This window comes from Citrobacter sp. wls717 (assembly GCF_005280955.1).
Taxonomy (GTDB): domain Bacteria; phylum Pseudomonadota; class Gammaproteobacteria; order Enterobacterales; family Enterobacteriaceae; genus Citrobacter; species Citrobacter werkmanii.
In genome coordinates, this window is the sequence record NZ_SZWW01000009.1 from 1 (window position 1) to 22162 (window position 22162).

The following is a 22162-nucleotide window of genomic DNA, read 5'->3' on the forward strand; positions in this document are numbered from 1 at the left end:
CCGCGGATGTCATACGCTTTAAAACAGGTTAATTTTTTTTCCATAATGACCTTATGCTACTCTTAAGCTCGACCATACCGGTCTGCCAAACGCACAATATCGTCCTCTTCAAGATAGGAACCTGAGCGAACTTCAATCAATTCAAGCGGGATTTTTCCAGGATTTTCAAGACAGTGTTTCGCACCAACGGGAATGTAAACGGACTCATTTTCGCCCAACAGCCGAATCTGGTCATTAATCGTAACCTGTGCTGTTCCCGCAACGATTATCCAATGCTCAGCACGGTGATGATGCATTTGCAAAGAGATCCCTTCACCAGGTTTAACCGTCAGCCGTTTCACCTGGTAACGTTCACCGGTATCGATAGAATCGTACTTCCCCCAAGGACGATATACTTCGCGGTGGGTATGATGTTCATGCCGGCCATCGGTCTTAATGGATTCGACAATTTTTTTGACATCCTGAACAGAGTTACGATCGGCAATCAGCACCGCATCTTTAGTCTGAACAACGACCAAATCCTTCACGCCGACGGTAGCCAGCAAGCCTGATTCGGAATACAGAAAACTATTTTCAGTGCTAACAGAAAGTACATCACCAACAACCACATTTCCTTCCGGCGACTTGCGACTGATATCCCACAAAGAGGACCAGGAACCTACATCGCTCCAGCCAGCATCCATAGGTACAACCACAGCGTCTGAAGTCTGTTCCATCACTGCATAATCAATTGATTCATCAGGACAAGCCATAAATGCTTCTTCATCAACCCGAATAAAATCAAGATCTGGATCTATAGCGCTCATAGCTTTTTCGCACGCGGCTAAGATATCAGGACGGAACTTATGTAATTCTTCTATATAGCGGTCGGCACGGAATAAAAACATACCGCTGTTCCAGTAGTATTCGCCACTAGCCACGTATGTTTCAGCCGTTTCCATATTTGGCTTCTCAACAAATTGAGCGACTTTGAATGCACCAGTAGTATCAACACCGTTGCTGGGGTCACCACGGCGAATGTAGCCATAACCCGTTTCAGGTTTATTTGGAACAATGCCGAAGGTGACCAGCTTTCCATTCTGCGCATGAGGTAAAGCTTTGCGCACGGCAGCACGAAAGGCTTCTTCGTCCTGAATAACGTGGTCGGCAGCTAAAACCAGCATCAGGGCATGACCGTCAGGCTCAGCCTGAATTGCAGCTAACGCCGCCAACGCAATCGCCGGAGCTGTGTTGCGACCAACCGGCTCCAGAATAATATTCTTCGTCAGTTTATCCATCTGACGCAATTGTTCAGCGACTATGAAGCGGTGTTGTTCATTGCAAATCACTACAGGGCTATCGCAGTCAATACCTTTCAGGCGATGGATTGTCGCCTGTAACATCGTCAACTCTCCATCCAGGCAAAGGAACTGCTTTGGAAAGAGAACACGAGAGAGTGGCCATAAACGGCTACCGGTTCCGCCGGCCATAATGATTGGTAAAATCATATTAGTTTTCCGCATAAAACTCGTCTTCTTTAGCATTCATAAATGTTGACAGCCGTAATGTCCTGGAGAAACTCGACATAACAAAGTCACGTGTATGGTTAGCGAAAACTGAGTAATAATCTTGATCGTTAGCCAATCTATTAACCGCCTTTCTTACAGGTATACATGGTAGCAGCATTCATTATCGGTATGCCTTCTTTGAATTCATGTCTTCGAAACCAATGCTTGAACTATTGCAAGATTTACTAAAGCTATCCACTCAAGAATGTTATATTAAATGCTATCAACAACTCTCATATGGATATACTATCATACCTCTTTCGCGACTTCATTAACATCATCGATGTATAGACACATGGGAATATTACTGTAGCAATCAACTGCATTTATTAGTACCAAATAGCCTTCCTTGATTTTGAATATCAAATTCAAATCTTTTGCTAATTCAGGTGAGCTTTTCAAGGAAAACAAGCCAGTGTTTGATAATTCAAAAACCGTATATAATCCAATATAACCTGCACCACCCGTAACTAAAAAATTTATTTAGTCCCTTAGTGAAAGATACTAATATGCTACGCAGATAAAATCTTCAATTCATTTCCAATAAATCGCTCGGGCGAGTAATACTTTTCGTGTATTAACTGAATGACTGCTTTATCAAAAACATTATTAGTGACATGATTTGGTAAAGGCTCAGCAATATTATTGATTAACGATACACACTCACTATTATCTATTATATCCTCATATCCGATCATCGTGTGCCTGCTGCCATAAATATGTAACCCGTAAGATATAGCTTCAGCAACCTTCGTTTTCATTCCACTCCCCAAGGTCAATGGAGAATAAAAAATGTCACAAGAGGATAAAAGTGATGACATTTCCGCGCTAGTTAAATCTTCAAACATATAAATGTTATCAGGCACTTTAAGACCCAATGAAGACAATTTTCGCCCAGCAAGCACAAAAATGAAGTTCTTGTTATTTGTAGCTGTTTCCAATACTACCTTTGCAGCTTGTACGTTAGGAAAAAAGTCAAATGATGCAGTAAAAATGAATTTACGTCTTGGATCACATTTTAATAATTCGAGTTTAGATAAGAACTCCACCGATTCGAAACCGTTATTTTTTTGTTTTTCAAAAATTACAGGTATAATTAAGCTCTTTACATTTTTCAACCGATAAAAGCGCTCAATCTCTTGTTTGTCATGTTGAGTAATATACGTTACTAGATCCGCAAAATGTAGGCCAAGTTTCTCGTTCAGTTTTACAAGAATTCTTTCAAAAACTGTGCCTATGGTTGTCTTTTTCTGCTGTAGGAGATGATATTCAAAATTATCAGTAAACAAAATGAATTTCTTTTTTGGGAAAAGAAATTTTAATAAACAGCAGATTATACCAAGCCGTGAGTTATGCAATCCTATAATATCATTTAGACGGCATATACGAATAATGGAAAAGAGATACACCATATAAAAGGATGGCAAAAGAAATAATCTTGAGATTACATCTTGCATACGACCTTTAGAACAAGAAAAATGCTCCTCAAAGGTAGGCGTAAAGTTTATCACTGCATTTTTTTTATCGATGAGTGTAAGCTCTAACTGTTGTTTTTTGAGAAAGGCAACCAGCGTACGTAAGTATAATCCACCACCTGTTAATTCATTGTAAGAATTTATTGATATCAGACAGAATTTTTCAACGCCCATTTTCAAAAGCCTTTTTCATTATCTCTTCGTAGTGATTTTCAGAGAAAACATTTCGTTGTTCGTAAATATCTCGCCTCAATTTCAAATAATCAACATCCGGCTGATTCATAACATGGCCAATCATAGAAATAAGTTCGTCTTTGTTTTCAACCATGAAAACACCTGGATGCCTGTCTGAATACAGTTCACTTATAGCCCCGACATCATATCCTACTACAGGTGTGCCACAACATAATGCTTCAACTGTAACCAGCTCAAAGCCCTCATACATTGAAGGTAAAATTAATAATTTAGCCTCTTTAAAGACTTGTGGCATCGACTCATAAGGAACACCAATGCTAAATGTAACGTTATTTAAAATATTTAATTCTTCTGGCGGAGGTATACTCGACACCAGATTAAACTGAAATTCAGGATGAGCACTGCAGATGTCAATAAGTTCCGCAACGCCCTTTCCTTTTTCAAGCCGCCCTACAAAAGTAATGTACCGCTGAACAGCCACTTCATCTTCAGTAAATTTATTCAAATTAATATAATTTCTAACCACATCAATTTTACTAACATCTACGTCATAATATTCTTTCCATTCTCTTTTTACTCTTCTGGATACTGCCCAAATTTTTTTCGAAAATCTTCCGGCACATTTTTCATAGAACGCTATGATCCCGCTGCCAGATAATAACCGAAGATTTCTTTTCATTATTGTCTGAGAGTAACATTTCATGTTGCCATGTGCTATTAACAGATCATTACTGTAAAATGGCGATGAATATCCATGTGATATTACGGTAAATTTATGGCCAAAGATCTTTTTAAAAAAGAAATAACATGATGTTAAAAGAGGATACAGCAGGACCAGAATTTTTTTATTAGCCACAAGCCGTGTCAAACGAAAATAATTTTTATCAGCAAGAATTACTGTATGATTTAACTTTTGTAGTACTCTTTTTTGTTGTGAAACTACTCGTTCCACACCTCCCTGACCACCATCGCCATTAAATGCAGCTATGTAGATAATCATTTAAAAAACTTCCTTGCGAACGAGAATAATTTTGAGTAAATAAAATAAAGTTGGCGATACAATAACGTGTGGTTATCGTTGGTTACTTCATTAATTTGTCGATTAAATTTTTTTAAGAACCGATAATTATTTATCACACTCTCATAATGATATCTAAGTTTGTTAGCTGTTCTTGCGCCACCAGTAGCCTGTTGTGGTGGTAAGTTAATTAATAGTGCCTGAGAGTCATAAACAAATTTGTATTTCTTTAAATACAAACTTAACATAAAATCTGTTTCTTCCCGATAGCAATTTCCGGTATAAATTTCGCTAAAACGTGAACTGCCAATAAGTTCGCGCCTGACAAGTATGAGTGCTTGCGCATAAAAACACTCGACCGGGTTCTCTAATTCAGCAGTAAAGCTAAATTCCATTTTACTTAGGTCACTTACAAATCTGCCTTCGCGTTTATGCCGCGCAATACATTGTGCAAACTCAGTCTCATTATTATTCATGTAAAGAATTCTGGCACCGACAATATCTGCGTTCGTTTTTTTCTTTGTGTCTAACATTCTTGCAATTGTTCCCTCCTGCAAAAATGAGTCATCATCACCAAAGAAAATGTATTCCCCTTTCGCAATATCTAATCCGCGGTTCTTTGAAAAAGTTTGTTTTTTATTTGTGTCGTTTTCAAGCACAACCAAATTTGGGAACTTACATTGCATTTCCAATAACACATCACGAGTATTATCAGTAGAGCAATCATTGATAACAATAACCTCCTGTACTTCTTCCTGAAAATACCCAGGCAAAATTTTGCACAATAAATGTGCACGGTTATAACTAGGTATTATCACACTAACATTTTTTTCGTTCATATCCTGACACTCTAGTTTTGTAATTTGTGTATAAAACTATAAAAAATGCAACAAATATACTTTTCAGTAAATAGGGGAAGAAGTATAACAATGTTTCTCTGGGAATAAATAATATTGGCGGTAAAATACTAAAATAAATAAAGTATATCAGTGGGTTTTCTTTCGTAAATTTTTCAGAGCTGTTCAATAGCAGCAGTACAAGTAAGGGGATTATTAGGCATCCAATAAGCCCCATTGCCAACAATGATTCAGAAAGATAACTCCCACCTAACCCATATCCTTCACTATATAGTTCTGGATTAGCTGTGGCAGAGGCCAGATTGCTATAACTTATTGAGGGCAGGTCCACCCCAATACCAAGAATAGATGTCACCGTAATGATAATCTGACTAAATAAATATGAAATATTGGATATGCCATCAACCATGTGAAGTTTTACACTCTGGAAAACTGTGATGTAAGAAACTCCCATTCCATATAAAAAATCCACTATTGGGTTATTTCCTTCCAGCAAGGCGATAAAACTACCACCAGACCGCCACATAGAAATGAACTCACTCAACGCGAAAACTAACAAGAAGACAATCAGCATTTTTGCAACGAGCTTTTTATTTCTAATTTGAATATCGTTGTAATAAATGCAGATTACTGTCAGCAAAAATGTTATAAATTCCCCCCTGCTTCCCTTTAGTGAACTAAATGCAGCTATAATAACTGCCACCAGAAGAAAAGTTTTCCTGACTCTGAAATTCTTAAAGAAGGCACAAATTAGGAAAAAAGAGTAGTAGAACAGGCTAGAAAGAAAATTATAACCAAGCGGTACACTTATATTATTCTGATAGATACCAACATAACTATTTGATTCTATATAGTAGAAGAAATAAAGCCCCTTCAAGACCATTCCTACTGAACCTAGAATGAAAAGTATAAACAGGAACTTTAAAGAAGGTGCAGAATATCGTCCTCCCCGCTCAGAGACATGACAGGTCCGAGTGTTCTTACTAATAACTAATGCTATAGTATATCCGAAATACATTAGTGAGATGGCATAATTAGCATATGCAACATTATCGTCCATGTAACCAGTGATAAACCAATCCGCAATACGAAAATCATAGTTGGAAAAAACTGACAGGAATGGCCTGCATCCTAAAAAAACAAACGAAGATATGATCAGGAGACTGGCAGGGGAAGTAACTTTATTACATAAAAAGGATACAATGAAGACTGCTATAGTAGCAACAACCAAAATATAAGTCGATCTAGCCACATTGTCGTCAACTAAAAATGAAACTATAAGTATAACCAGAAGGCTAACATACACAACCAAGAGTGGTGTTCGCTTAAATTGCACTGTTGCTATCTCCTTTCCATTTTCGTTTCGCAACGCAGGCTAAAAATATAAACACCAATAGCTCACCCAGAAGATTCAATGCGACTCCACCGAGCACATTGTAATGATTAATCATAAACCATGATATTGAGACAACAATAATACCGGACATAATGTTAGCGGTTCTAAGCAATTTGACGTTATCTGTTGGTATTAAAAACTGTACGCCAAGTACATTATTAAGAGATGAGAATATCGTTATTACGGAAGATATTGCAATTATTGTAAAAGAAACATTCACATTACCAATGACCCGGGCTGTAAACTGTCCAAATAGAAGATAACAAACACAGGCTATTGAACTTATTGTTAAATGAATCACCAGGCTTTGCTTAATTTTTGCAGTGAATTCAGTTTCGCTTGTTGTATGTTGCTTCGAAACCTCTGAGAGCATGTACTGAGAGACAGGAACAATTAAACTTTGGCATGCAGCAGTAAGCTTTTGTACTATCGAATAAATACCTAAACTGACATGTCCGCAATAGTTCCCAATTAATATAGGTATTAAGCTACCATAGCTAATTGTTCCTAACACACCAATGAAAACGTTTCCTGCTCGCTTAATTTCTGAAAGACATTGTTTACGTTCAAGCTGTCTAATATTGATCGGAAACGTTCTTTTCCTGACATAAAAATAACAAAGGAGCAAACTTCCATTCTGCAACAGGCTAATAATGAATAGATTCTTCCCGTCACATATTAAATAAATTAAAAGCGAGAAAAACAATAACACACGTGTAATTATTTGACATGATGATAGAAATTTAAAGTCACCTAACCCCTGAAACAGCCATAAAGGAGTAAATACATTCCCTATCGCACATAAAAATACTGCAAAAATATAAATAGGTGAAGACTGTATAAAATTCAACAACGATAACAAACTTACTGTAATCAAAGCAACAATAAACAACATGCTCTTCAGAAATATTATTGTCGTATGGTATACATGTAATTCTTTCTTATTATCACGATATCGAGCCGCAGCTACTGGCGATGTATAGGTAAATCCAAAATCAACGAATAATGAAACCACTTGATATATAGCTGTAATGTATATCAGCTCACCATATTTATCCAACCCAATGTGGCTAATAATTATAGGGATAATGATCACAGGAGCAACATAGTTAAACAATTGTAAAATATATAGACCCAAGAATACATCTTTGATCATTTTCTTTTTATTGGCAAAACTAGACAATTTTTTATCCTGCGTTTTTTAATTCCAGAATAGAATTAATGATAAACCTACCAATTTTTCACTTCCAGATACATTAAAGCAAATTTATGTCCTAAGCGACTAATTAATAAAATTGCATTTTGGTCTCAAAACTCATCGCTGAAGTACTGCGTGTAGCCTGTTATACATTTTTCTACAAAAATAACGTAACACATCCTGAAATAAAAAACCTCAGGATAGTTCATTATTCAAACAATTAATTTAAAAATTTCTTTAACAGCCCCCGAAAGGCATATAGAGAGAAAAAATATAACGCAGGGAATATTGATAATCTTAATTCCCTCCTATAGATATTCCACGTCCATCGAGCAGCAACCAACTTATTAGCTGATAATGATTCCCTTGAAACCCTATATTGTGCAAGATATTCTTGTATGCATTGGGCATAATTAGTTGCTCTTAATATTTCCAGCCACATTAAGTAGTCCTCATGCCCAATACTCTTTTGATAAAACTTCCCTAGTTTCTTTGCATTATAAATACCAGTTAAATTCGCGATGTAGTTTTTCCCTAGCATCATTTTATAAGTAATGAATTGTGGAGCGTTAACTTCAGCTATCTTTTCACCTTTCATATTAATAGTGCTATAATTGGCACAAACAACATCAATACCACCTGCATCGAGTATATTTAATTGTTTCTCTAGTTTCGTCTCACTCCATAAATCATCTGAATCGCAGAATGCAATATATTCCCCCTGCGATTTTTCAATTCCAACATTCCGTGTTTTTGCGACTCCCAAATTTTTGTTATTCCTACAAATTACAACCTTGCTATTTGTAGAATAAAGACTCTCTAATAGATTTAGAGTCCCATCAGTACTACAATCATCAATGATATATAGCCTTATATTTTTGTAAGTCTGATTTAATATAGAATCAATCGATTGTACAACTGTAGATTTCCCATTGTAAACGGGCATGATAACCGAGACTTTTTCACTTTCCATATCATTGAATTCTTTTTTGTTTCAAGATCGATTTTACACAAGCTGGCAAGTAACATTAGCCTCTGTCGCTTGCACTAATATCGCACTTTATTTGTGATGAATAAGACCAAATGGAGCTTTGTGAATACAAAAATCGCAGCAGCACTGGCTCTTTAACATGGATGATACAGAATAACACATGGCGACGTACTCGCTTGTACATTTATCCCACGAATGGAAGAAACCAACTGGACGCGACTGGCAACAATTAGGAATTGAGATAATTACCCGTAAAACAATTGCCTGCCTCGTTCTGGTGAACAGCATGAAAAGAAGCCTGTACATTCTTTGAGGAATACACGTTCAATTAACGTGAGTCACTACCACATTTGCTGGTCTTCGTCGGAAAACGTGTAATATATTCGAAATACTATCAGTATCTATAGCAGAACGATGCCAACATTTTACGCAAGTCCACGCAACCACGTGTGCCACGTAATCCACTATATTATCTATAATATTCTGAAAAACGGATAAATCCTTTACCACAATGACGCAAATATACACCCTTACGCTCAATCGTAATTGTCCCTTGTAAAATCGGCCTTATTGCTATTATGCATCCGGCCAGATCTTCTACAGGCTCGATTCGTTACTTAACTAATACTTTCATTCCAGAGCAAATCACAGATGCCATCGGTTGGATTGAACGCCGCAGGTGCCTGCAACAGTATTTCACGTACGCGCTCATAGTCGAACTCCCGGCAGGCGGTATCCAGTTCAGAAAGAAGTTTACTCATTTCACTCCACGGCAGCATGACCTCATTTGCAGTCTTTATGCGAGGGTGCTGCGTAGTAGAAACATTATCGCCAATGAGCAACTCTTCATAAAGCTTCTCACCCGGACGCAAGCCCGTCGTCTGCACCGCTATATCGCCGTAAGGATGATTGTCATCGCGAACGGAGAGCCCCTGCAGCGCAATCATACGGTGCGCAAGGTCAATAATTTTCACCGGCTCACCCATGTCGAGAACAAAAACATCGCCGCCGGTTCCCATTGCTCCCGCCTGAATTACTAACTGAGCCGCCTCAGGGATAGTCATGAAGTAACGCGTGATATCTTTGTGAGTCAACGTGACCGGACCACCAGAAGCAATCTGTTTTTCAAACAGCGGCACAACCGAGCCCGAAGACCCTAGCACGTTGCCAAAACGAACCATGCTGAAGCAGGTTTTGCTATATTCCTTCGCTAGTGCCTGCAACACCAGCTCCGCGATACGTTTGGTCGCCCCCATTGTATTTGTAGGTCGTACCGCTTTATCGGTGGAAATTAAAACAAAGTTTTCCACACCGCAGTTCGCCGCCGCCTGGGCACAGTACAAAGTACCGAAGATGTTATTGCGAACACCATCAAGGACGTTGAACTCAACAAGAGGCACATGCTTATAAGCCGCTGCGTGATAAATCGTATCAACCTTGAATGCATTCATTAATCTTTCGAGATGCTCTTTATCCTGCACGTTACCAAGAATTGGATAAATCTTTACCTGCAAATCCTGGCTGAGATTCAGATTACGCAGTTCAGAATCAATGGAGTACAGTGAGAACTCTGACAGCTCAAACAGAATAATCTGATGGGGCTTATTTTTGATTATCTGCCGACACAGTTCGGAGCCAATAGAACCACCGGCACCGGTCACCATAACCGTTTTCCCGTTGATATTACGAGACACTAATTCTGGAATTGGAGAAACTGGATCTCGCCCCAGCAGGTCGGTGATGACTACTTTTCGTAACGCATCGATACGCGCTTTACCTTCTACCAGGTCGACCATCCCAGGAATAGAAAGCACCTCACAGGGTAGACCTTCCAGTGTCTTAATCACTTCATTCTTTCTGGAACGACTAGCACTTGGCATCGCCAGCAAAATTTTCTTCGCTTCGTATTTCTCAATCAGCCAGGCCAGTTTTTCTGGTGCAAAGACGCTGACTCCGTGAATAACCTGCCCCTGCAGGGCACGATTGTCATCGACAAAAGCGACCGGATAATATTCATCCATCTGGCTCAGCGCTGGCAGCAACTGACGACCCGACGCCCCAGCACCGTAAATGACGACTCGGGTGCCCCGCTTCATGCCGCGGTTTACCAGCATTCGCATTCCGAGTCTTGAACCGGCAATAAGCAATAAGCCAAATGAGAAGTAAATGAATGGAATCGTTCTCGGCAGATAAAGATTGGTATAGAACGCCGCAATAATCAGCAATATGGACGATATAAACATACCAACTGCTACGACCAGCAGAATCTTAGCCGTAATATAGCGAATAACTGCGCGGTACAGCCCCAGTCTGACAAATATTGCCAAAGTGACGACGATTATTGAAAATATTAATAGCCAATGCGACGTACTATATAACGGTGTCAGTGAATCTATACGTACCCAAAACGCAAACCAGAATGCGCATAAGAGCAGTACAACATCGATAGATAACGTAATGATTCGTTTTATTGGTCTTGGTAAAGATATTAAATAAATTAGCATACTAAAAACTAGTCGCCTCGTTAAAGCTTGCCTTCAGTTTATAAAACAGTACCAGCAGGACACACTGAGTAATCGTCCACTTTTGCATTATAACCACCCACTGTACCAGCCTGCAGAAAAGCTGATTTCCCAATTTCAGCACTTCCTGCAAGATGAACCCCAACACCTAAATGAGCAAAATCGCCGAGAATAGAATCGTGATCTACCGTCGAATGACTATTTACAATTGTAGCCACACCTAATTTTGCGTTAGCCCCCACCACTGCTCCTGCTAATATCACTGAACCATCAGCTATCGTTGCCGATGGGCTGACAAATGCAGACGGATGTATAAGAGTGGCAGGTTGGATACCCAGGCTGATAACCTGCTGATAGAGTTGTTCCCTGACTTTATTATTTCCAATGCCAATAACGACGTTATTAGCACTGTTGATGTGTAACGGTAGCTCTGAAATTTTACCAATGATGAGTTTGTTGGTCTCATGGCAAAGGGAGGCATTATCATCGAGAAACACAATACCCGCATAGCCCAGTAGTCTGGCCAATTCGCATAGCGTGCGTCCATGGCCACCAGCCCCCAAAATCATCAGGTCATGCATTGACGTTGCTCTCTTTATCTTTCACGCCAGCACCGCATTTAAATGCAACAAAGAACAGTGGTAACCAGGCGATAATCAGTCCCACAAGGCCATCAATTTTGGCATCTGCTATTAGATAAGCAATTGGCAAGAGCCAGAGCAGGTTAACGGCAATCGCCATCATCGTCACCGGAACATGACTGCCATATTTCCGGGCCAAGTTCTGATAACCATGGCTCGCATGCGCTTCGTAGACTTTCTTCCCAGCCACGAGTCTGCGCAGCAGTGTGGTAGTGGCGTCGACGATGAAAACCCCCAGCAAACATAACTCTGCAATAAAGAAGTGTGAATCGACTTTCGCAATATGGAGGATCATCAGCCCGATGGTTATACCGAGGAAACCGCTCCCGGCATCACCCATAAAGATTTTGGCAGCAGGGAAGTTCCAGATAATAAAACCTGCAGCAGCGCCAGCAAGGGCAAGTGTCAGCGGATAGATGCTATCAGAAGCAGGCGTATACTGGTTGACAACCATTAACAACGCACTGCTTGCCGCAAAGGTGATCGCTTCCGAACTGGCTAAACCGTTAATCCCATCCATGAAATTGTATAAATTCAACATCCAGACTAAATAAAAGCAGCCCAGAATCATCCCAATCCATGATAATGAGAGATCGTAACCAAACAGAGTAATAATCGGGAAAGAACCCAAGAAATACAGGCCAATTGCCGCAGCCAGGAAATGCATCAGTAGACGCCAGCGTGCCGCAATATGACCGTGGTCATCCAGGAACCCGATTACTGCAACAATTAACCCCGGAATGAACAAACCTAAGAAACCATCTACCGTCAGCGCGTTGCTGAAATAAAACCACACCAGCGCGGCTAAAAGCGTCAGGACAATAGCCACCCCTCCCCCACGCGGAGTCGGTACAGAATGTGAACTTCTCTGGTTTGGTAGGTCAATCACGTTATGTTTAATCGCATAACCGCGTAATCCCCAGGTCAGTGCACATGACACTAAAAATGCGAATATTACGATCCCTAAATTCAACATTATTTATTACCTTCGATATAATATTTCGCCGTTTTTTTCATAGTTTCATGCAGTGTGATCGGTGGTGTCCAGTGCAGTTGCTCTCTCGATTTACTGGCATCAACTTCAAGATCACCGAATAACTGATCGTAAATCCCACCTTTACCCACGGCCGAAAGTAATAATTTCATGACGCTCTTCGGGAAATAGATAATTTTTGCGTGAATACCCATTCCAGTCGCAAAGGCGTTAATCATATCCTCGGTTGAAGGTCGCTCTACATCGGCGAGCAGGTAGAGTTGATTTTTCGACTTCTCATTCACGACGCATTCTTTAATAAAGCTAACAACGTTGTCCAACGACACCAGCGCACGTTTGTTTTTGACGTTCTTAAACGGTAATGGCAGATTTTTCGACACCAGTTTTAACAGGCGCTGAATATTACCTGGCGCATTTTCACCACAAATCAGCGCAGGACGGACAATGGTTAGCGCCATTTCGCTTTTGGTAAAGGTTTGCCGCAGACTTTGCTCAGCCTCAAGTTTAGAAATGGCATAGTCAGAAGTTGGCCGGGGCTCTGACGCTTCAGTGAAGGGGGAGCCTGAGGTGGCATTGCCGTTCACACCAATCGAACTGACAAAAATGAAATGCTTAACGCCGCAGATGGCAGAGTCTTTAGCTAACTTCAAGGTCGCGTCGTGATTAACACGCCGAAATTCCGCTAAGGCATTCTGAGCATTATCATTCAGGATATGTGCCCTTCCCGCAGTATGAATGACGGTATCGCACCCTTGCAAAAGGTTTACCCAGTTGGTTTCAGCTGAAATATCACCCAGGTTGTAAATTCCCTGTTCAATATCTTCCTGTCGACGCGTTGTTAATATCACCTGATGCCCCGCTGATTTCAACGCCTGGACTAAAGCAGTACCAAGAAAGCCGGTCCCACCAGTCACTAATACCTTCATTGCCGTCCCCTATCTGCTCGATCTGATAGTTTTTAACCACGATATGTTTTATCAGCCACCAGACAATATTTTACGTTCATTTGCTAATGCGAGATACGCTACCGCCCCTGGCTCAAGAGCTACCAGTGCACTAAACGCATAGAAAGTCTGCTGCCCTGCTGCGTTTTTACGCAGTCAGAACATGTTAAAATTTGATGATGTATTGTGGTCCTAATCGCACTTTATGACAAGGACAATTCCTGCGTAAAATCACCCAATATAAATACAACTGCTTTTTTTAGTGATTGATTTAAATAAAAAAACGGCAGCGGCATTCTAAAAACCCGTTTGGTTTTTAAATACCCAACTGCCGTTCATAGTTATACATTTAATCAATGTATAGCATCGCTCCAGAGCCCTACTCAGCCAGTAGCTTTTCGATGCTCTTGCGGAACTTAGCCCCTTCCTTCAGATTACGCAAACCATACTTAACGAACGCCTGCATATAACCCATTTTTTTACCGCAGTCGTAACTGTCGCCCGTCATTAACATGGCATCGACAGACTGTTTTTTCGCCAGTTCTGCAATCGCATCTGTTAACTGAATACGTCCCCACGCGCCAGGTTGTGTATGCTCTAATTCAGCCCAAATATCGGCAGACAGCACATAGCGCCCTACCGCCATCAGATCGGAATCCAGCGTTTGCGGCTGATCTGGTTTCTCAATGAATTCAATGATACGGCTAACTTTACCTTCGTTGTCCAAAGGCTCTTTGGTCTGAATAACGGAATACTCGGACAGATCGCCATCCATACGCTTAGCCAGCACCTGACTGCGCCCGGTTTCATTAAAACGAGCAACCATGGCAGCCAGATTGTAGCGCAGAGGGTCCGCACTTGCGGTATCCAGAACGACGTCCGGTAATACGACGACGAACGGGTTGTCCCCGATAATTGGGCGAGCACAAAGAATTGAATGACCAAGACCGAGTAATTGCGCCTGGCGAACGTTCATGATAGTCACGCCGGGAGGACAGATGGACTGCACTTCAGCCAGCAACTGGCGCTTGACGCGCTGCTCAAGCAACGATTCGAGTTCATAAGATGTATCGAAGTGGTTTTCTACTGCATTCTTTGACGCATGCGTTACCAGAACGATTTCTTTAATGCCAGCAGCTACAATCTCGTCGACAATGTATTGAATCATCGGCTTGTCTACGATCGGCAGCATCTCTTTAGGGATTGCCTTCGTGGCAGGCAACATGTGCATCCCGAGGCCCGCTACCGGAATAACTGCTTTCAAATTAGTCATTAAGTCATTCACCTATTCAATTGTTGCTGAATTATAGCTTTTTAGCTTGTTTTAGCCAGTATGAATTACATTTCACCGATACAGCGCATGTTACGCCGCTTATCTGCGGAATGCAGTAATCTTAAGCTCAAGTAGGTTCAATTCGAGCCAGGAATGGTCGCAAAGTTACCTCCCCTGTCCCGGTAGTCGGAAATTCACCGCTTCAACATTAACCACCTGATGGTTTATGCGGTCAATGTCAACTGAACTTTGCCCGGTTTCGTTTACCGCATGGATATTCGCCAGTGATAGCAAGGTATCCTGTTTAGCCATAAATTTTCCGCGTACATCCTGGCGAAGATCAAAATGCATCTTTAGCGCGGGTCCCGTCGTGGATTGCTGCATAACCTTGATGTTACGTAAGAAAAGGTGTTGCGGTTGGTTGTGCAACTCCAGCGTGGCGCGCTTCATCGCCACATTAGTGATGGCCACAAATGACGTGGCATTGCCCGAGGATATCTGAATGCCGCGTAATTTGTATTCAAGTTTTGAGTTATCCAGATGAATATTATTTAATTTAAAGTTTTGCGGAATGGATAAATATCGTCCTTTGATGACGCCATAGCCAATGAGCATACCGGCGCTATTCTCCATATTGATATTATCAATAACGAAATTATCACACCCATAAATCGCGACCGTTGCATTATCAATGCCCGCTTTCTTACTGAAATCCGGAGTGATATTTCGCGCGGTAATATTACGAATGACAAAATGTTTGCCGTTCTCCACATGGACTAACTGTCGGCAGTCGGAACCGGTGATGTTCGCCACCACAAAGTTTTTTACCGCCAGTTCCTCGGGATAGCTATTGTCATAAGTACTCCCCGCCAGCCCAATACCGATACCCCAATTCACATTGCCGTTAGTACAGTTGATACGTTCGATAACGTGATCAGAAATGAGGATATTGCTGTCATTTATCGCCACATTCCACTCGATAGCGTCACCCTGCAAATCGCTAAAACGACTGTTCGTGATCTTTACGCCATCCATGCGGTTATGAAAGCCCTGACGCAGGATCCCATAGTTAGCGCGCGTAACGGTAATATCATCGATCGTCAGATTGCGCATCAACCTTGAGGTTTTGCCGCCAATGTAGATTTGCGTCACCGGAGCAAAACCACTCATGGCAATCCCTTTTATCACGCAGTCCGAACCCCGCACATCGAGAGTAACGTTCCTCAGGCTACCGCCCTGCTCGCCCATGACCTTGCATCCATCCTGCAGAACAAAGCGCCCACGCCCGTTGCCGCTTATGCGGCCTTGCACCGATAGCGTTTTGCCTGGCGGAATAACAATCGCGGTATTGATATTTTTACATTCCAGCCCTTCGGGTACGACTACCGTTTGCCCTTCCGTGAATGCCTGCCTGAAAGATGCGACCCAATCCTTTGGGTTGTAATCCTGAATATTGACGCTGCCAGATGATTCAAGCGCCCGGCTAATGGGAGAGTGCAGCACGACAAGCGCAGAGCCTGCCGCCAGAAAACTACGACGTGAGAGTTTTTTCTCTGACATACAACCTCGATTTACATCGTTTGCAGCAGGCTGGCTAACTGTTTATTGATCGCTAACTGATTAAATTCAGCTTCAATTTTTTCTCGAGCGCATTGCACAATCGGCTGCACCTGTTCACTGTCGAGCAGGCTGAATGCCGCTAACCGTTCAGCCAACGCCTGGGCATCGTTTTCCGGTGCCAGCCAGCCAGATTTACCCGACTCCACCAGCTCAGGGATCCCGCTGTGAACCGTCGAAATGACCGGGATCCCCACCGCCATCGCCTCCATCAGCGCTACCGGGATCCCCTCCATATCGCCATCCCTGCCAGTAATCGAAGGCAGCAGAAATACATCTGCTTGCTCAAGCATCTCCTTCACCTGATGACTGGGTTTAAAGCCGGGCATCTCAATCACATCATCGAGTTGGTATTGTTCGATCAGCGTCCGCAGACGACGTTCCCAGGGACCAATGCCAAGAATGCGATAGCGAAATAAGACGCCCTGCTCTTTCAACTGCCGACAGGCTTCGATGGCGACGTGCAGCCCTTTTTTCTCGGTTAAGCGCGCGACAGAAATAATCTCCAACGGCGCGGCTGGCGATTTCAGTTGGCGCGGGGTAAAGCGCGTCATATCGATTCCCATACGCGAGACGGCAATTTTCTGCGGCGGACATCCCATGTTTTTTAAACGTCCGGCCCAGAGATTGCTGATGGGCAGCATCAAGTCACCGCGCTGAAACAGTTGCTGATATTCGGGGGTATAGCGGGCCAATACATCCCGGTGCGAAACATCAACGCCATGAAATACCGTGGCTATTTTACCGCGGATCATTCCAAGCTCACGCAGTTTGGCAGCCGTCACGCCTGCCGGGCCAAAGTGCGCAATAAAGACATCCGCCTGAAATGCCTGCGGATTCCCACCGCAAATAGCCGCCAAAATCAAATTGCGCGCCTCGTCGCCATAGCGAGAGATATTCAGCGCTTTCCAGGTGGCTGCGCGGGTGATGCCCTGCAATGCAGCCGCCGCCCTGAATTTCAGCTTTGCCAGTTTGCCGTCCGGTTCATTCAGCAACCAGCGCGTTTTGTCGCCCAATTGGTAGGTATTAAATGAGGCATGCGTATTTTCAAGATCGCCCTTATGCATCGCGACAATCTCCACCTCATAGCCCATATCGATGAACGCAGTGATCTGATTTAATACGAAGGTCTCTGAGGAGAGTGGAAATTTAAGCAGGAAAAAACCAATCTTCATTTTTCCCCCTCAATGCGCGTTAATACCGACTGCACCATACGCACCCCACGTTCGCGTTCACGCATAACCGCGTCCCCTACCCGTATGTTCAGGTCAGGAAGCTGTCCGAGAATATCGGCGACTTTGCCCTCGAGGCTGCCATCCAGCAAATGGCGAATATCGACGGCCATCTCCGGTAGCCCCAGTTGCTGCATGATCCCTGCCGATTTATGCTCATAGTTAATGGCGATGGCGGGCGTCATAAAATTCATCGAGATGATGGCTGAGTGCAGGCGAGTGCCCACCGTCAGGTCGCATGCCCCGAGAATTTTTCCCATCTCAAGGTCGTTGAGTTCATCCATTACCACATGATAACGGGCCGGGTCGTTAACATGCTGACGCAGGTTCAACGCCACCATACGATCATCTTTGTTGTAACTATCGATACCGGTACAGGTTGACAACGCTATCACCTGGTACCCTTCATCGAGAATGCGGTTCACTACCCCGGCAAAGGCTTGTTCATAAGCCTGTTGCGTCGTTCCCAGACGCTTATCAAAGGGCGCCAGCTCACGCAAAGTAATGGCTACAGTCTTCTGTTTTGCCACCATTTGCAACCAGTGCTGTACGGCATAGCCTGGCTCAAAATCCTCATGATGATTGTCGACCAGCCAGGCGGTATCCACGCCTGCCTCAACCTTTTCCGTGGTTATTGCGCTGCGTTTCATCAGTTCCAGACTGACGGATTCGCGCAAAATCAGCGCGTTACAGTGGCCAAAAACGTAGTTCGCCAGTTGATTAAACTGCTCATCCTGGAATGGCCCCACGCTGTGCCCAATCATGTACAGCGGTTTTTTCGCCATAAATGAACACAGGGCATGTTCGAACTGCGGCACGCCATACAAATCAACAAAAAACGATCCGCCGACCTGGATAATGGCGTCATAGCGCGACAACAGACGGACAAAATCGGTAAATCCCTGGGCGATAGCGATGTTGCGCAGATTACCAGAGTCGGTGACGCGCGAGAGCAGCACCTGGTGCTGATAGCGACGGCGCAAGACCTTCTTCACTCGACCCATCACGCCCGCGGCGTTGTTGTGTTGCTTCATCTGCGAATATAATGGATCGCCCATCACCGGACGATTGAGTAACCATGAGGAGCTTACCGGGTAGCGGCTCATAACATCGACTTCAGTCTCGGGACGCTGCGCGTTAATGGCATCCAGCAAACCGCGCAGAATAGCGCTATCCCCTCGGTTCCCGCAGGTATGGTTGCCCAAAATTAATAGTTTCATTATGACCTCTTAAAGCGTTGTTCTTATCCTGCACGGAGCAAGGTTTTCATTTTTTCACTGCGACAGAGCTGGCGTTTTATTTCCACCACCAGCGGGTGGCGCGACAGCACAATCATCACCGTAAACGCCAGCGTTCCCGCCGCGATTTGCAACCCCAGCACCGCGCTTAACGGCAGTTGGTTGCGCAGGGTAAAACCCAGCGCATAGCTCACAACAACGGTTGGCAAGGAGAGATACAACGGTAGCCACAGACTGAGCATATACTGACGGTAGCTGGAACCCAGAACAGGTTTGATCATCACGAAATAACTGAGGATGGTGTTAATCACCTGAACCAGCAAAAAGCCCAGCGTCACGCCTGTCGCCCCCGCCAGATGTCCACCGATGAAAATGGCCGGAATAAACAGAAAGGTTTTGAACACATTGAATTTGAAGCTGATATCAACCCGCGCCTTCGCCATCAGCAGTGAACCGATCGGATTCCCGACAGAGCGCAGTAGCCCGACAATGCACAACAATTGCAGGACGGGGACAATACCGTTCCACTTCTCGCCAAATACCAGCGGCACCAGATTGTTCGATACCACCATTAATCCCAGCAGCGCCGGAAAATTGATGATCCCGACCACCGACAGTAGTTTGTAAAAATTCACCCGCAATTTTTCGCTGTCGTCCTGAATTTTGGCAAACGCCGGAAACAGAACGCGGGTAATGATCGGGTTCAGTTTGATTGGCGGTACAACCGCCACGTTCCAGGCAAGATTGAATCCCCCCGCGACACTTGCCCCCAACGTTCTGGCCAGCACCAGCGTAGAAAGATTGGTATTGATATAATTAATAATGCTATCCGCCGTCAGCCATGCGCCGAAACGTAGGTTTGACGAAACGGAAGCCAGCGAGAAATGCAGCCCCGGACGGTAAATCTGGCGACCAAAATAGCCGAACAGCAGCGTACGTAGCGTACTGTTCACCAGATACCCAAGAATAGCCGTCAGCGCGAGCGGCCAGAAATGGGCGCTCACCACGGTAAAGGTAAAGCCGGCCAGCACCGAACTGGTCTCAATCATGCCGATTTTGTTAAAGGCCAGTTCTTTTTGCATCAGCGCGCGAAACTGCTGGCCGTGTGGTATCACCACAAACGCCAGTGATAACGTTTTGATGAGCGGAGCCAGTTCGGGGTTATTGAGTACGTTGGAAATTGTCTCGCTAAGCAGAAACATCGTCACGCATACCACAATACCGAGTCCGACATTGAGCCAGTACAAGGTGGTCAGTTCAAGGTAGCCAATCTCTTTGCGCTGAATAATGGAGTTGGCAATGCCAAAGTCAGACAACGTGTCGGCCAGGGCAATGATCACCAGCGCCACAGTCAACAACCCGAACTGGTGATTATCAATAATCCGCGCCAGGACGGTCATCTGGATAAGTCCGAGGCCAATAATGATCACCGTGGCAATTGCCGACCACTTCGCGCCATTCAGCGTTTTTTCTCGTAAACTCATGTTAATACGCCGCTTTGTTCACAAAGCCTTTAAATATCGTCAGAAAAACAATTTTGATATCGAACCATAAGCTCCACTCGCGAATATATTCGAGGTCAAATTCCACACGTTTTTCCATTTTTTCCAGCGTATCGGTTTCCCCCCGCCAGCCGTTGATTTGCGCCCAACCGGTAATGCCCGGCTTCACCTTATGACGTAACATGTAACCCTCAATCAGTTGGCGGTACTGTTCGTTATGCGCCACCGCGTGCGGACGTGGCCCGACGATAGACATCCCTCCCGTCAGCACGTTAATAAACTGCGGTAACTCATCCAGCGACGTCCGGCGCAGAAAATTCCCCACCGGCGTCACGCGTGGGTCGTTTTGCGTCGCCTGCGTCACCACCGCATCGTTTTCCATCACTTTCATTGAACGAAACTTCCAGACTTTGATCGGCTTCCCATCCATGCCGTAACGGGTCTGGCGGAAAATTACCGGTCCTTTTGAGGTCAGTTTCACCAGTAACGCAATGCCACACAGCACCGGGGAAATCAGCAGCAGGATCATCGAGGCCAGCACGATATCTTCCGCACGCTTCAACAGACGGTTAATGCCCGAGAGCGGCGTGTCATACAGCGGCACCACCGGAACACCGTTCATCTCTTCAATCCGTGAATGCAGGATGTTGAAGGTAAAGACATCGGGGATGAGGATCACTGAGCAGGTCGTGTCGGCCAGATCGCGCACCAGTTTTTTCACACTGGCGCCATCGTTCATCGACATGGCGATATAGACGTTATGAATGCGTGAAGCTTTAGCGTCATCCACCAGTTGTTGCAGATTCCCGGCCCAGTCGCGGGAGTTTTTCCCTGGAACAGGATCGTGATAGACACCGGCTACTTCAAACCCCAGCCACGGTTCATGGCGAAAGCTGTCCAGTAGCATTTGCCCGGCGGGCAGGTTGCCTGCCACCGCTACCCGGCGGGTGTTGTAACCGCGATTACGCAGCCATCCCGCACCGTAGCGAATAAACGAACGGCTCAACACCAGACCCACGCTTGACAGCAGATACCACGCCAGCCAGACCGCAAGACGGTTATCGAAATCGTTATTAAAGGCAATTAAACCTGCGCTAAAAATCAGGCTCAGCGTCCAGTTTTGCAGCAACAGCACCAGCTCAGTGGATATTTTGACGCCGCGCCATGAGCGATAAAAATCCGTTATCCCGCCGAGCATCTGAAAAACCACCAGCGTGATCAACGCCACCAGCAGGTGCATGTACAGGAAAGGCAAACCGCTTAATTCGCAGATTACCCATAGCCCGCCAAACATGATGGTGATATCCGAAAAACGTTGCACCATCGAAATTAACGACGCATTGGTTTTGGCGCGTTCGCGCTTCTTTAGATGTGTCATCGTGGTTCCTGTTAGTCGCCTTTGGCCCATAACCGGGCAAAGGAAGCACCGGCATTACTGATTCAGCAACGCCAGAAGAGTGCGCGTTCGCGCTTCCATCAACGGGATATCTCCGCGCGATTCCACGTTCAGGCGCACCACCGG

Annotated in this window: 17 protein-coding genes and 1 pseudogene; all 18 read right to left on the reverse strand. The window is 44.1% G+C overall.

The window, feature by feature from the left end:
* Positions 1-62: 62 nt before the first annotated feature.
* Positions 63-1502, reverse strand: coding sequence for a mannose-1-phosphate guanyltransferase (gene cpsB / locus FDX09_RS07860; protein WP_137347021.1), 1440 nt, complete (start codon positions 1500-1502; stop codon positions 63-65).
* 557 nt (positions 1503-2059) lie between these two features.
* Positions 2060-3196, reverse strand: a complete 1137-nt coding sequence (locus tag FDX09_RS07865) for a glycosyltransferase family 4 protein (RefSeq protein WP_137347022.1) — start codon at positions 3194-3196, stop codon at positions 2060-2062.
* Positions 3186-4217, reverse strand: a complete 1032-nt coding sequence (locus tag FDX09_RS07870) for a glycosyltransferase family 4 protein (protein ID WP_137347023.1) — start codon at positions 4215-4217, stop codon at positions 3186-3188. Before FDX09_RS07870 ends, FDX09_RS07865 begins: the two co-directional genes overlap by 11 nt.
* Entirely contained in the window at positions 4214-5074 is an 861-nt protein-coding gene (locus FDX09_RS07875) for a glycosyltransferase family 2 protein (protein ID WP_137347024.1), read from the reverse strand. The genes FDX09_RS07870 and FDX09_RS07875 overlap by 4 nt, the downstream gene beginning before the upstream one ends.
* A complete protein-coding gene (gene wzy, locus FDX09_RS07880) occupies positions 5055-6428 on the reverse strand; it encodes an O-antigen polysaccharide polymerase Wzy (RefSeq protein ID WP_137347025.1) in 1374 nt (457 codons plus the stop codon). Before wzy ends, FDX09_RS07875 begins: the two co-directional genes overlap by 20 nt.
* Entirely contained in the window at positions 6418-7671 is a 1254-nt protein-coding gene (locus FDX09_RS07885; RefSeq protein WP_283204963.1) for an oligosaccharide flippase family protein, read from the reverse strand. The genes wzy and FDX09_RS07885 overlap by 11 nt, the downstream gene beginning before the upstream one ends.
* 235 nt (positions 7672-7906) lie before the next feature.
* Positions 7907-8659 (reverse strand): glycosyltransferase family 2 protein, encoded by a 753-nt coding sequence (locus FDX09_RS07890; RefSeq protein WP_137347026.1) that lies wholly within the window; start codon positions 8657-8659, stop codon positions 7907-7909.
* A 635-nt stretch (positions 8660-9294) separates the two neighbouring features.
* On the reverse strand, positions 9295-11181 hold the full coding sequence (locus tag FDX09_RS07895) for a nucleoside-diphosphate sugar epimerase/dehydratase (protein ID WP_137347027.1): 1887 nt from the start codon (positions 11179-11181) through the stop codon (positions 9295-9297).
* 38 nt (positions 11182-11219) lie between these two features.
* Positions 11220-11780: a sugar O-acyltransferase gene (locus FDX09_RS07900; protein ID WP_121529245.1), complete on the reverse strand. Its 561-nt coding sequence runs from the start codon at positions 11778-11780 to the stop codon at positions 11220-11222.
* The gene (locus FDX09_RS07905; protein ID WP_121529246.1) at positions 11773-12816 is read right to left on the reverse strand and encodes a glycosyltransferase family 4 protein; all 1044 of its coding nucleotides are present in this window, start codon (positions 12814-12816) and stop codon (positions 11773-11775) included. The genes FDX09_RS07900 and FDX09_RS07905 overlap by 8 nt, the downstream gene beginning before the upstream one ends.
* Positions 12816-13760, reverse strand: coding sequence for an NAD-dependent epimerase/dehydratase family protein (locus FDX09_RS07910; RefSeq protein WP_121529247.1), 945 nt, complete (start codon positions 13758-13760; stop codon positions 12816-12818). The genes FDX09_RS07905 and FDX09_RS07910 overlap by 1 nt, the downstream gene beginning before the upstream one ends.
* Before the next feature lie 397 nt (positions 13761-14157).
* A complete protein-coding gene (gene galF, locus FDX09_RS07915; protein ID WP_137347028.1) occupies positions 14158-15051 on the reverse strand; it encodes a UTP--glucose-1-phosphate uridylyltransferase GalF in 894 nt (297 codons plus the stop codon).
* Between the two features lie 165 nt (positions 15052-15216).
* Positions 15217-16611: a colanic acid biosynthesis protein WcaM gene (gene wcaM, locus FDX09_RS07920; RefSeq protein ID WP_137347029.1), complete on the reverse strand. Its 1395-nt coding sequence runs from the start codon at positions 16609-16611 to the stop codon at positions 15217-15219.
* A gap of 11 nt (positions 16612-16622) precedes the next feature.
* Entirely contained in the window at positions 16623-17843 is a 1221-nt protein-coding gene (gene wcaL / locus FDX09_RS07925; protein ID WP_069323500.1) for a colanic acid biosynthesis glycosyltransferase WcaL, read from the reverse strand.
* Positions 17840-19120 carry a colanic acid biosynthesis pyruvyl transferase WcaK gene (wcaK, locus tag FDX09_RS07930; RefSeq protein ID WP_069323499.1) on the reverse strand — a complete coding sequence of 427 codons (1281 nt, stop codon included), beginning with the start codon at positions 19118-19120 and terminating at the stop codon, positions 17840-17842. The genes wcaL and wcaK overlap by 4 nt, the downstream gene beginning before the upstream one ends.
* A gap of 23 nt (positions 19121-19143) precedes the next feature.
* Positions 19144-20622, reverse strand: a complete 1479-nt coding sequence (gene wzxC, locus FDX09_RS07935) for a colanic acid undecaprenyl disphosphate flippase WzxC (protein ID WP_137347030.1) — start codon at positions 20620-20622, stop codon at positions 19144-19146.
* A gap of 1 nt (position 20623) precedes the next feature.
* Positions 20624-22018 (reverse strand): undecaprenyl-phosphate glucose phosphotransferase, encoded by a 1395-nt coding sequence (gene wcaJ, locus FDX09_RS07940; protein ID WP_137347031.1) that lies wholly within the window; start codon positions 22016-22018, stop codon positions 20624-20626.
* A gap of 54 nt (positions 22019-22072) precedes the next feature.
* Positions 22073-22162, reverse strand: a pseudogene (locus tag FDX09_RS07945) (phosphomannomutase); the annotation flags it as partial.